This window comes from Kutzneria sp. NPDC052558 (assembly GCF_044547355.1).
Lineage (GTDB): Bacteria > Actinomycetota > Actinomycetes > Mycobacteriales > Pseudonocardiaceae > Kutzneria.
Genome location: NZ_JBIUAG010000060.1, coordinates 15,266 through 28,309, shown reverse-complemented (window position 1 = coordinate 28,309; position 13,044 = coordinate 15,266). Strand labels below are relative to the sequence as shown.

The 13,044-nt window shown below is 71.0% G+C and carries 8 protein-coding genes; 5 read left to right on the top strand and 3 right to left on the bottom strand.

Annotated elements, in window-relative coordinates; genetic code table 11:
• Positions 1-498: 498 nt before the first annotated feature.
• From ACIG5F_RS48100 to ACIG5F_RS48080, 5 genes are all read left to right on the top strand, one after another.
• Positions 499-861, top strand: coding sequence for a hypothetical protein (locus ACIG5F_RS48100; RefSeq protein WP_396527087.1), 363 nt, complete (start codon positions 499-501; stop codon positions 859-861).
• 67 nt (positions 862-928) lie between these two features.
• Complete coding sequence (locus ACIG5F_RS48095; protein ID WP_396527086.1) at positions 929-1,312, top strand: DUF805 domain-containing protein; 384 nt, start codon at positions 929-931, stop codon at positions 1,310-1,312.
• Positions 1,313-1,391: 79 nt separating this feature from the next.
• Positions 1,392-3,125 (top strand): serine/threonine-protein kinase, encoded by a 1,734-nt coding sequence (locus tag ACIG5F_RS48090; protein WP_396527085.1) that lies wholly within the window; start codon positions 1,392-1,394, stop codon positions 3,123-3,125.
• A gap of 87 nt (positions 3,126-3,212) precedes the next feature.
• On the top strand, positions 3,213-4,397 hold the full coding sequence (locus tag ACIG5F_RS48085) for a right-handed parallel beta-helix repeat-containing protein (protein ID WP_396527084.1): 1,185 nt from the start codon (positions 3,213-3,215) through the stop codon (positions 4,395-4,397).
• Positions 4,398-4,399: 2 nt separating this feature from the next.
• On the top strand, positions 4,400-5,176 hold the full coding sequence (locus ACIG5F_RS48080; protein WP_396527083.1) for an FHA domain-containing protein: 777 nt from the start codon (positions 4,400-4,402) through the stop codon (positions 5,174-5,176).
• Here the strand turns inward: ACIG5F_RS48080 and ACIG5F_RS48075 are convergent, their stop codons facing one another.
• The 3 genes from ACIG5F_RS48075 to ACIG5F_RS48065 form a co-directional block, all read right to left on the bottom strand.
• On the bottom strand, positions 5,177-9,001 hold the full coding sequence (locus ACIG5F_RS48075; RefSeq protein WP_396527082.1) for a hypothetical protein: 3,825 nt from the start codon (positions 8,999-9,001) through the stop codon (positions 5,177-5,179).
• Between the two features lie 189 nt (positions 9,002-9,190).
• Positions 9,191-11,143 (bottom strand): M3 family metallopeptidase, encoded by a 1,953-nt coding sequence (locus ACIG5F_RS48070; protein ID WP_396527081.1) that lies wholly within the window; start codon positions 11,141-11,143, stop codon positions 9,191-9,193.
• 60 nt (positions 11,144-11,203) lie between these two features.
• On the bottom strand, positions 11,204-12,940 hold the full coding sequence (locus tag ACIG5F_RS48065; RefSeq protein WP_396527080.1) for a BTAD domain-containing putative transcriptional regulator: 1,737 nt from the start codon (positions 12,938-12,940) through the stop codon (positions 11,204-11,206).
• Positions 12,941-13,044: the final 104 nt, after the last annotated feature.

Sequence of the window (13,044 nt, the reverse complement as noted above, 5' to 3'; positions counted from 1 at the left end):
AGTCGGCCACACAGACTTTCCGCTTCGACAATCGGAGGGTGGATTTTGTGTGGTGGGGGGCGTTGGCATAAGCTTCTTGCGTATCGAGGCTGGCGGAGCCTGCCCTATAGCGCCTTGATACGCCATCGCCCAGAGGTCTCCACAAAAAATCCACCCGGAGCCACCAACCAAACGCCCCACCCCGCCCCCAACCACACAACAACCCCACCCCACAAAACAAACCCCACCCCTCAGCCACACAACACCCCCACCTCTCAACACAAAACCCACCCTCCGGCAACCGCGCGGCGCGGGCACCAGAACCACAACCACCCACAACAGGCCCCCCGAGCCAATACCCACCCCCCGGCAACCGCGCGACCGCTTCCAGGCACGGCTCCTACCAGCCACTTCCACGTCGTGTGACGCGGCGAGGACGGGACGAGGACGGCCCCCCGCACGGTGGGATCCGTCCGGGGGCATCGCCGCCGGGGGAATGTCGATGACAAAGGGGCAGAGATGAAGAAGCTTTTCGCCGCGGTCGCCGTGGGGGCGGCGTTGGTCTCCGGCGTGGTGACGGCGGGAACAGCCAGCGCGGCGCCGGCGTCGGCGCAGTCCGTTCTGGCCAGCGGCAGCTGCGCGGGATATGGCTACGTGCGGGTCAACACCTCCGCCGTGAACGTCTACACCGGAGCGGGCACGGCATTCCGGGTCGTGAAGACGGTGTACCGCGGCGACCACGTCAGCTGCTGGCCGGCCAGCGGGGGCGACCGCTACTCGCTGTGCGGCGTGGTCGGGGCGACCAGTTGGATTCCGGTCGACGTCACCCTGGACAACAGGATCGACGGCTACCTCCCCGCCACCTGCGTGACCGACGTCTGATCACCGCGAAGCGCTGAAGCGGCCTCTGCGGGGACCCGTCCCCGCAGAGGCCGTCCATGCTCGGCGCATGCAGTTCATTGGCGAGCCGACCCGGTCGATCGGCTTCGGGCCGGCGGTGCTGCGGGCGCTGCAGTTGACTTTCCGCAAGCGGGGGCGGGCTTCGCGGCGGGAGTTCTGGTTCTTCTTCCTGGCCTACTGGGGCCTGTTCGCGGTGTCGGTGATCGCCGCGAGCGCACTGGAGCAGGACTGGCTGGTGGCGCTCGGCTATGCGGTCTACCTGGTCGGACTGCTGCCGTTCATCAGCGTCTCGATCCGACGCCTGCACGACATCGGGCGCAACGGCTGGTGGTCCCTGGGAATGATCTCCGTCATCGGCTGGCTGCTGCTGATCGCGTTCTGGACCGAACGGGGACAGCCGGGGGAAAACCGGTTCGGCCCGCCGCCTCGATGACGGGGGGTGTGCGTCGTGTCACCCTGTTTCGTACACTCCCTCAGTGCGCAGGGGTCGCGTCGTAGCTGACCGTTATCGGTTGGAAGAAGAGCTTGGCCGGGGCGGCATGGGTGTCGTCTGGAGAGCGGTCGACCTCGAACTGGGTCGGCAGGTCACACTGAAACGGTCCCTGGGCGATGATGTCGGGCAGATCCGGCGGGAGGCGCGGATCGGGGCCGGGCTGCTGCACTCCAATGTGGTCACGGTGTTCGACACGGTCGTGGACAGCGACGCGCAGTGGCTGGTGACCGAGTACCTGGCCGCGCGCAGCCTCGAAGAGCTCATCGACAACGACGGTCCGCTGCCCGAGGACCGGGTCCGCAAGATCGGCGCGCAGCTGGCCGGGGCGCTGGCGGCCATGCACTCCCGGGGCATCGTGCACCGGGACATCAAGCCGGGCAACGTCCTCGTCACCGCCGACGACGTGGCCAAGCTGACCGACATGGGCATTGCCCGGTGGACGGAGGTCACGCGCACCGGCGGGGCCCAGCTCACCGGCACGCTCGGGTACGTCGCGCCGGAGGTGGCCGACGGCGGCGAGGCCGGGCCGGCGTCGGACGTCTTCTCCCTGGGCGCCACCCTCTACGCGGCGATCGAGGGCCGCTCGCCGTGGGGGACCGGTGAGGACGGCCCGTTCGCGCAGATGCGCCGGGCCGCCGCGGGAAAGCCGCTCCCGGCCGAGCGGGCGGGGAAGTTCGAGCCGGTGCTGACCGCGCTGATGGCCCGGCACCCGGCCGACCGCCCCACCGCGGCGGACGTCGTCACCATGCTCACTGTGGACGATCCGGAGATCCGGCGGCCACGGCGGCTGCGCCGACGCCTGCTGATCGGCGTCGCGGCGGCGGTCGTGGTGGTGCTGGCGGCGGGTTTTCTGGTGACCCGCCTCGTGTCGGCCTCCTTGACCGGCAACTACACCCTCGGCTCCGATCCGGCGGCGATCGATCCGTGCAAGGTGATCGACACCAAGGCGCTCGTGCCGTACGGGGAGCCGTTCGTCGACCCCGAGGAGCTCGACTTCGGCAGCTGCGTGGTCACGACCACGCTGGCCGACAAGACCGGCCAGGTGCAGACCGTGCTGGACCTGACCGGCCCGGAGCGCTATCCGAGCCGGCCACCGGTGCCCGGTCAGATGGGCGACATCGAACGGCCCGACCCGCACGACGGCACCTGCCAGCGCGCGATCTCGCTGGCCGACACCAACCGGATCGTCGTCACCTCGCATCCCCTTGACGACGCCAAGAACACGCCGTTGTGCACCATCTCGGAGGCCGTGATCACCGACGCGGTGCTCATGCTGGCCAACGGGCCGCTGCCGCGCCGCACCCAGCCGTTCGCGTCGTGGTCGCTGGCCAACGTCGAGGCCTGCGGCCTGCTCAGCACCACCGAGATCACGGGTGCTCTCGGCGAGAACAAGGCCCCGGACCACGAGCTCGGCGGCTGGGGCTGCACCTGGGAGCACGATCCCCGCACGATCACCCTGCGGTACAGCCGGGAATGGCCGATCGAGAACGATTTCGAGGACTTCCCGGGCGAGCGGATCAAGGTCGGCGCCAAGGCTGCCGTCATCACCACGGTGCCGGGCGGCCACCCCGAGTGCCGGGTCCAGATCATCAGCCACTTCTACGCGCCGTACGGCGTCCTGAAAGGCACAGATCCCAACCGCGAGGAGATCGCCACCGTCACGATGGAGGACACCTCGGCGGTCAACGGCGACGCGCTCTGCGGGACGGCGCGGTCGCTGGCCACGGCGATCGCCGGCCGGCTGCCGTCGTAGCGCGGGGACCGGTCCCCCACGCCCTCCGTTAGAAAAGGACGTGGCCGGAACCGGAATCGCCGGCCGGACGGAACGAAGAGGGTGGCGATGCGCGTGCTGGCCGGCGTGGTGCTTCTGGTGGCGGCCATGGCCGCGCCGACGGCGGAGGGGACCGCCGGACCGGGGCCGCGGACGCTCCATGTCGGTCAGCATGGCGAGTACGCCACCGTTCAGGCCGCAGCCGACGCGGCCCGTCCCGGGGACACGGTCGCGATCGAGGCCGGCGCCTATTCGGGTGGCCTCACCATCCACCACGACGGCGCGGCCGGGCGGCCGATCCGGTTCACCGGTGTCGGCGGAACCGCCGTCCTGACCGGGGAAAGCGGTCCGCTGGCGATAGGCGGGCACGGCTGGCTGGAGTTCCGGAACCTGACCGTGGCCGGCTCGACCAGCTTCGGCGTCTACGCCGACGGTGCGCACGACCTCGTGTTCGACCGGTTCGGTGTGGACGGGTCGAAGGACGGCGGGCTGGTCCTGGTCGAGTCGAAGCATGTGCGGATCACCGGCTGCGACATTCACGGCACGAACTCCCGCGGCACCTCGGCCGACCACGAAGCGCTGAGCATCGCCTCGGGCTCCGAGGATGTCGAGGTGTCGGGCTGCCGGGTGCACGACAACGGCGAGGAGGGCATCGACGTCAAGTACGACGACAACGCCCACGTCCGCGTGCACAACAACATCGTGACCGGCAACCGGGGCCCCAACATCTACGTCGACTCTTCGTCCATTGTGGACATCTACGACAATGTCGTGAGCGGCGCCCACAACGAGACCAAGGCCGGCATCGGCCTCGCGGTCGAGGACTACTCGGAGACCCGGCTGCTGTCCAGGGTCCGGGTGTTCGACAACCTGTCCACCGGCAACGCGCAGGCCGGCCTGAGCCTGTGGGTCGAGTCCACCGGGACCATGCGCGACCTCACGATCGTCAACAACACCTTCGCCGGCAACGCCACGGGCTCGGTGCGGATCGACGCCGACCGGTTCGCCGGAACCAACATCCTGCGCAACAATGTGTTCGGCGAGGGACCGGTGACCGCCGGGCCGTTCGCCGCCGACCACAACTTCGTCGGGGACCCGGGCTTCGCCGATCCGGCCCATGGCGACTACCACCTGGTGGCGGGCTCGGCCGCGGTCGACGCCGGCAGCCCCGTGCTCGCCCCCGCGTGCGACCTCGACGGTCACCCCAGGCCGGCCGGCAGGGGATTCGACATCGGCGCCTACGAGCGGAGGTAGCCGTGCGTCTCAACCCCCAACACCAGCGCAGCCTGCGCCACGGCGTGACCGGCGCTGTGCCGGGCACGCTGAGCGCGCTGACCGTCACCGGCGGGGTCGCGGTCCCGCCGTCCCCCGGCCGCCGGGTGAGCTTCGGGCGCAACCGGTTGGAGGTCGACGTCTGCGTCGGCGAGGAGGACCTGCGCATCAGCAGGGTGCACGGCATGCTCGTCCGCGAGCGGGACCGGTGGTGGCTCAGCAACACCGGCCGTTCGCCGATCCGGTTGTCCGACAGCGTGTTGCTGCACGGCGACAGCGAGCCGCTGCCGCTGGCCACCGGCTACACCGCGGTGTTCCTGCGGGGATCGCGCGAGCACGTGTTGGAGCTGTTGGTGTCCGACGGCGACGACGAGTCCACGGCCCGCCGACCCACGCATCCGACCGCGCCGCCCAAGCGCTGGCGGCTCTCGCCGGAGGAGCACCTGGTGCTGGCCGTGGTCGGCCAGCGCTACCTCGGCTACGACCCCCAGCCGCTGCCGTTGTCACGTCAACAGGCCGCCGCCGAGCTGGCCGAGCGCCGGCCGTCGGAGAACTGGACGGTCAAGCGCGTCGAGCACATCGTTTCCCGCGTGCGGCAACGGCTTTCCGACGCCGGCGTGCACGGGCTGCGACGGGAGGAGGTCGGCGAGCCGGTGGGGCTGACGCTGACCGTGAACCTGTTGCGGGAGCTGGTGTTGTCCACGACCTTGGTGCCGATGGACCTGGAGTGGCTGGAGCTGCCCGACGCGCCGTCGGCGTGATCAGCCGGAACAAGGCGGGTCGTAGGGCAGCTCGGGAAGATGCTCCTGCCACAGCTTCTCGGTCATCAGCCCCCGGGTCGACGCGCAGATCCGCCGCACGGCGTGGTCGGCGTTCAGGTCCAGCAACCGCACCCCGTTCGCGCCGTCGGCGGTGGCCAGGAAGGCGCCGTCGGGACGGAACGGCACGCTGAACGCGGTGCCGCCGAGGGTGCTGATCGGCTGGCCCAGCGGCCCGGGATTTTCCGTGTCCCACAAGCGAATCGTCTGGTCGGTGCCGGCGCTGGCCATGGTCCGGCCGTCGGGGCTGAACGAGACGGCCAGGACCCCGTTGGAGTGCCCGGTCAGTTGCCCGGTCTGCTTGGGGCGGGCGGGATCGGTGACGTCCCAGAGCCGGACGGTCTGGTCGGTGCTGGCGCTGGCCAGGCGCTGGCCGTCCGGGCTGAACGCCACCGAGTTGACGCCGCTGGTGTGGCCGGGAAGTTGGCTCAGGGGCTTGGGTTTGCTCCGGTCGGTCACGTCCCAGAGCCGGATCGTGCGGTCGCTGCTGCCGGTGGCGAGGTAGCGTCCGTCCGGGCTGAACGCCGCGGAGTTGATGTAGCTGGTGTGCCCGGGCAACTGGCCCAACCGCTTGGGGTTGCCGGGATCGGACACGTCCCAGAGCTGCCCGATCTGGTCGTCCCAGCTGGTGGCCAGGGTCCGGCCGTCGGGGCTGAACGCCAGGAACGCGGAGTACCGGGTGTCCAGGACCAGGGTCGGCCCGAGCTGGCGAGGCTTCGCCGGATCGGAGACGTCCCACAGCTGGGCGATCTTGGCGTAGCTGAGCACCGCGAGCACCTTCCCGTCGGGGCTGAACGCGACGGCGGTGGCGCATTCGCTGCACGACTGGAGATAGCCGGGTGTGGCCGGGATCTGGCCCAGGGGTTGGGGAGCACGCGGATCGGCGGTGTTCCACAGCCGCACGGTGTTGTCGTTGGCCCCGGCGGCCAGCAGGTGGCCGTCGGGGCTGAAGGCGGTCGAGTTCACCGCTGAGCGGGAGCCGATCATGGCCGTCGGCAGCGACCAGAGTCGGACCACGCTGTCGGCGCTGCCGGTGGCCAGGGTGCGGCCGTCCGGGCTGAAGCCGACCGCGAACACGACATGTCCGTTGCTGGCCAACGGAGATCCGAGCGGCACGGCCCTGGCCGGGTCGGACACGTTCCACAGCCGGGCGGTGCTGTCGTCGCTGCCGCTGGCCAGCACGTGCCCGTCGGGGCTGAACTCCACCGACCAGACCGCGGCGGTGTGGCCGGTCAGGGGATCGCCGAGCTCCGACCCGTCGGCCACGGTCCAGAGCCGGATGGTCCGGTCGTCGCTGCCGCTGGCCAGCACGGCGCTGTCCGGGCTGAACGCCACCGAGTGCACGATGCCGCTGTGCCCGGTCAGGGCCGGGCCGACGCGGGTCGGCTGGGCCGGGTCGGCGACGTTCCACAGCAGGATCGTCGCGTCGTCGCTGCCGGCGGCCAGCAGCCGCCCGTCCGGGCTGAACGCCACCGAGCGCACCGGCCCGGTGTGCCCGGCCAGCGGCTGGCCCAGCGGGGCCGGGTGCGCCGGATCGGCCACGTGCCACAGGTGCACGGTGTGGTCCTCGCTGGCGGCGGCCAGAGTCTTGCCGTCCGGGCTGAAGGCCACTAGGTAGATCGTGCCGCCGCCGTCCAGCGGGCCGCCGATGGGCTTGGCGTTGGCCGGGTCGCTGACGTCCCAGAGCCGGACCGTGTGGTCGTCGCCGGCGGTCGCCAGGGTGTGCCCGTCCGGGCTGAACACCGCCGAACTCACCCAGCTGGTGTGGCCGGTGAGCGGTTTCCCCAGCGGCGTCGGGCGGGTCGGGTCGTGGACGTCCCACAGCCGAGCCGTGTGGTCCTCGCTGGCGGTGGCCAGGGTCTTGCCGTCGGGGCTGAACGACGTCAGGTACACCTCGCCGGTATGGCCGTGGGCCGACACGGCCAGCGGCGCGCTCTCGGTGCCGAGTAGCCGTGTGCGGACGTCGGGATCGTTGGGACGCAAGCGATCGGCCACGAGGTCGAGTTGCGCCGACAGCGACGGGTCGCCGTCCCGCAGGCGGTCACCCTCGGCCAGGACCTGCGCGAACACCGCGTCGTCACGCTGGTGGATAGCCGTCGACCACTGTTGGAAGGCCACCGCCGCCGCGGATGTGGCAAGCACCGCGAACACCACCACCGCGGCGACGAGCTGGCGCAGCCGCCGGGTCCGGCGGCGGGTGCGGCTCTCCTCCTCGTCACGGGCCCGGACGCTGGCCTGCACGAACTCCTGCTCCCGCGCGGTCAGCGCCGCCCGGCCGTCGGCCGCCCACGTGGTCGCCTGGTCGAGGCGTACGCCGCGGTACAGGGCGGCCGGGTCGCGGTCCAGCGACTCCCAGGTGTCCGTGGCGTCGGTGAGCGCCCGGTGGATCCGCAGGCTGTCCCGGTCGTCCGACAGCCACCCGCGCAGCCGTGGCCACGAGCGGATCAGCGCCTCGTGGGTGATCTCCAGGCCGTCCCGGTCGGCGGCGACCAGGCGGGCCTGGGTCAGGCGCTCCACCACGAACTCCAGGTCCGGGCCGGTGTCCAGCTCCCGGCGGTAGACCCGGCGCTTGGTGTCCTCGGTCCCGTCGCCCAGCGCGGTCAGGCGCAGGAACAGGTCCCGGGCCAGCGCCTGCTGCGTGGCGTCGAACTCGGCGTAGGTGCCTTCGGCGGTGCGCGCGATGGCGTCGGCGATGCCGCCGGCCGCGTGGTAGCTGGCCAGGGTCAGGGTCGTGCCCTGGCGCCGCCGCCAGGTCTCCAGCAGCGCGTGCGACACCAACGGCAGCACCGCGAGCTCGCCGGCGGTCTCGGCCATGATCGTGGCCATCAGCGCGTTCTCCAGCCGGAACCCGGCGTCGACCGCGGGCCGGCTGATGGCCGACCGCAGTTGCTCGGCGGTCATCGGGCCGACCAGCACCTGCGCGTCCTGGAGGGCGGCCACCAGCTCGGGATGGGCCGCGCAGTGGGTGTAGAAGTCGGTGCGGACGCCGAGCACGACCCGGACCTGGCTGGTCCTGGCCCGGGCCGCGTGCAGCAGGGCGGCCAGGAACTGCTCGCGCTCCGCCGGGTCCTGGCACAGCGTGAAGACCTCTTCGAACTGGTCGACGACGATCAGCAGGTCGGCGTTGTCGTCCCGGTCGGCGAGGGCCTGGCGGACGTGCAGGTGCAGGGCCTCGGGATCGGCCGCCAGTTCGGTGCGCAGCGACACCGAGGACCAGCCGATCCACGCGGCCAGCCGTATCGCGCATTCCTCCACCGGATGCCGGCCCGGAGTGAACAGCAACACCGGCGCGTCGTTTCGGCCGGCGACGAGGCCGGCTCGCAGAATGGACGACTTTCCGGCGCCGGAGGCCCCGAACACCGCCAGGAAACGCTGCGTGGCGACCCGGGCCAGCAATTGTTCGACCAGTTCTTCCCGGCCGAAGAAACGATCGGCGTCCTCGGCCTGAAAGGCGGCCAGTCCCACGTACGGCGCCCGTTCGTCGCTTTCCGGCGGATCGACCCGGTCGGCCGCGACGATCGAATGCCAGCGCCGTTCCCAGTCGCCCGTGTCGCCACCGCAGGCCCGCACGTAGGCCAGCGTGGCGGCCAGGCTCGGCAAGCGCTTGCCGCTGGCCGCCTCGGCCAGCGTGGACGCCGAGTAGTGGGTGCGCCGGCCGAGCTCGCGATAGGTCGGGCTGCCGGCGTCGGCCCGCAGTTTCCGCAGGTCACGCGCGAACGATGTGATCGGATCGTCCCCGGACCCGAGCGGCTGCTCGGAGCGCGGCATCGTCACACCCCCAGGTCGTGGCGTTGTCCGGACCCTGTTTGTCCGACGCCGGATCGTGACATCGGACAGTCCATCTGCGCTAAACCTGGCACAGCGGCCGATGCGGCGGTCAGAGGGGTGCCGCCGCCGAGGTCGCACCGGGCCGGACGATCGCGACATCCGCCCGGCGACGCCGCACAACCGCAGTGGTCAGGGGATCAGTCCAAGGTTGCGTAGAAAGGCGTCGTAGTTGGTTTCTCGGCCGAGGAAATCGCCGACGAGCTGGCTCCCGGCGGCACTGCCGCCGGGAGCCAGCACGGCTTCCCGGAAACGCGCGCCGGTGGCCGGATCCATCGGCCCGGATTCCTCGAACCGGGTGTACATGTCGTCGGCGATGACCCGGGCCCACAGATAGCTGTAGAGCCGGCCGTCATAGCCGAACATGTGCGGCAGCGCGGATTGCAGATGCGTGCCCTCCGGATAGGGCAGGCCGTTGCGCCGGTAGGCCTCCCGCAGCGCGGCCGTCGAGTCGCCGTCGAAGTCGGCCGAATGGTAGGCGAGGTCGAGCGAGGCGAAGAAGATCTGCCGCTGGGTGGCGATCGCGGCGGCCACGTTCTTGGCCTCGATCATCCGGGCCAGCAGCTCGGCCGGCAGCGGCTCGCCGCTGACGTGGTGCCGGCTGAAGGCGGCCAGCACGTCGGCGTCCCAGCACCACCGCTCCATGATCTGCGACGGCGCTTCGATGAAGTCGCGCTCCGTGCTCGACGCCGAGAACCGCCCGTGCTCGACGGCCATCAGCGAGTCGTGCAGGACGTGGCCGAACTCGTGGAACAGGGTCACGACCTCGCGGTGCCGCAGCAGCGACGGCCGGGTCTCGGTCGGCCGCGTCAGATTGGCGGCGACCGCGCTGACCGGGTGCTGGTACGAGCCGTCGGGCAGTCGGCGGCCGAAACGGAGCTCAAGCGCCGCGGCGTGGGTGAACTTGCCCGGCCGCGGGAACAGATCCAGGTAGAACCGCGCGACCGGGACGCCCGTGGCCGCTTCCTCGACCGCGTAGGCCCGCACGTCCGGGTGCCAGACCGGCGCGTCCGGCAGTTCGACGCAGCGCACGCCGAACACCTGCCGCGCGATGTGGAACAGGCCGTCCAGGCACGCGTCCAGCGGGAAGTACTGGGCGACTTCCTGGTCGTCGACGTCGTACCGGGTCCGCAGCGTCTGGTTGGTGAGGTAGGCCAGATCCCACGGCGCGACCTCGGGCCCGTCATGGATCTCCAGCAGCAGCTGGACATCCCGCTCCGCGTGCGGGGCGACCAGGTCCCGCAGCTCGTCGAGGAAATCGGCGACGACGGCGCGACGGCCCGTCATCTCGATCTCCGTCGTGTAGTCGACCCACGAGTCGTGGCCCAGCATCCGGGCGATCTCCGCGCGCACGGCGATCGCCCGCTCCAGCCGGGCGACGTTGTCCGGGCCACCCCGGCGGAGCTCCCGTTCCAGCAGCTCGCGCCGGCGCTCGGCCGAGTGGGCGTTGGCCAGGAACGGGCGGAGCTCGGGATAGTCCAGCGACACCCGGTACCGGTCCCCGGACCGGGTCAGCCCGGCGATGTAGTCCTCCGGCAGGCCGTCGAGCTCGGCCCGGTCGACCTCGATGCCGTCGTCCCAGTCGGCGATGCCCTGGGCGAAGTCGGCCCCGAGCCGCACCAGCTCCTCGGACAGCGCCCGCAGCCGCTCGCGTTCGGCGGCCGGGAGCTCGTGGCCGTCACGCCGGTAGTCGCGCAGCATCCACTCCAGCAGCCGCGCGTCCTCGCCCGTCAACGCGGCCGCTTCCTCGGTGCCGGCGAACTCGACGACAGCCCGGTAGAGGCCCTCGTCGAACTTGAGCGCGATCGCCCGGTTCTCCAGCTCCAGCCCCCAGTGCCGGGCGCTGTCCCGCACCGCCTCGTCCGGCGACACGTGTTTGAGGAACGTCCAGCCCGAATCCGCGTCGGCCAGGTCCCGCACCGCCGTCTCCACCGCGAACAGCGTGTTGGCGGCGGTGCGGGAACCACCGGGCACGGCGAGGATCTCGGCCACCTGCGCGTCACAGGCGGCGATCGCCGCCTGGCACGCCTCGGCGATCTGCTCGCCCGTGACCGTCGAATAGTCCGGCTCTGCGTGGTTGGACATGGCCATCCCTCCCCCACGACGACACAGCCAGGCTGATCATAGTGAGGTGGGCTCGGGCGTCTATGCCACGAGCACAGGACAGCCGAGCGTTCCCTGACAGTCAACCGACTCGTGCGCGGTGCGGGCCAGTTCGGTGGCGTAGAGGCGGACCAGGTCCGGGAACGCGAACCAGGCGGCGCCGCAGGGCTTGGTGCCGACCACGCGCAGGAGGTGGCTACTGACCAGGACGCCGATGGGAATCTCGGCCGACAGCTCGTCCATGCCCAGCATCCGGGCGGCGGTGGCGAGGTCGAACGGACCGTCCACCCGGGGGCCGATGGTCACCAGCGCCTGGCGCGCCCGCGCGGTCAGTCGGTTGACGCCGGTGTCGAGCCGCTTGCGCAGGTCGACGGTGCCGACGCCGAGCTCGCTGAGCCGGCTCTCCTCGTTCTCCAGGCGCAGCGCCAGTTTCGCCAGCCGCCAGCCGACCCGGCTGACCAGCCGCTCGGCGGCCCCGTGCACGGCCAGCGGCAGCCCCTCGCACAGCTCGGCGACGCGGTCGGCCGCCTCCCGCTCGGCCCCGATCCGCTGCCAGCCCACGATCCGCCCCAACAGCTCCACACTGTCTTCAGTGGACAGTCGGGACAGCTCGACGGTCTCCAGCGCCGGCAGGCCGGGAATCCGGGACTGGGCGGTGACCAGCGCGGCGCAGTGCGGCGACCCCGGCAGCAGCGGCTGGACCTGGGTCAGGTCGGCCGCGTCGTCCAGCAGCACGAGGACCCGCTTGGTGGAGGCCAGGGACCGGAACAGCCGGACGCGTTCGGCCAGCGACGTCGGGATGTCGACGACGCCAAGGGACCCCAGGAAGGACTCGAGCACCTGGGTCGCCGGCACCGGATTTCCGTTGTGGTCATGGAGTTCCGCGAACAGGCTGCCGCCCGGGAACCGCTCGGCCAGCGCGTGCCCGGCGTGCACGGCCAGCGCGGTCTTGCCGATGCCGGGCGCGCCGAGGATGGACACCACCGGCGGGAACGTGCCGGACGAGTCGATCGCGTCCCGGAGGCTGCCGATCTCCTCCTCGCGGCCCACGAAGAACGGCGTGTCCGGCGGCAGCTGCGCCGGGGCGACCCGTGGCTCGGCCCCGCCGCCGACGGTGCCGTTGAGAATTTCGATCTGGAGCTCACGCAGCCGTTCCGACGGTTCCAGCCCCAGCTCGGCGACCATGCGATCGCGTAGTCGCCGATACATTTCCAACGCTTCTCCACGACGGTTGGACCGATGCGCGGCGGCCATGAACATCGCCGTGAAATTCTCGTGCAACGGGTGTTCGTCGACCAGCTGGAGCAGTTCACTCAGCAGCTGGCGATGCATGCCGAGCATGAGCTCGGCCTCGATCCGCGACTCCAGGACTTCGAGTCGGCGGTCGTTGAGCCGGGCTATTTGCCGGGCCAGCGTCGGCCCGACCTCGGAGTCGCTCAACACCGGCCCGCGCCACAGATCGAGAGCCGAGCGGAACAGGGCGGCCGCCCGGGAATGCTCGCCCGCCCGCACCGCGCAGCGCCCCTCCCGCTCCAGCTCCTCGAATCGCCACAGGTCGAACTCGTGCGGCTGAAGCTTGATCAGGTAGCCGTTCGGGCGCGTCTCGATGACCGGGCCGTCGACCGTGGTCAGCGCCTTGCGCAGGTGGTAGACGTGGGTCTGCATGGTCTTGCGGGACCGGGGCGGCACCGGCCAGCCCCACAGCTCGTTCTCGATCGCTTTCGCCGGCACCACTCTGTTCGCGTGCAGCAACAATAAAGCCAATAATCTGCGTGACATCCCCGAAGTCGGAGTCAAATCCATTTCTTCGTTTGTCACGGACAACGGACCCAACACGGCAAAATACACGTGATCCCCCCTGGTGACCAACTGCGAGCCGGCCT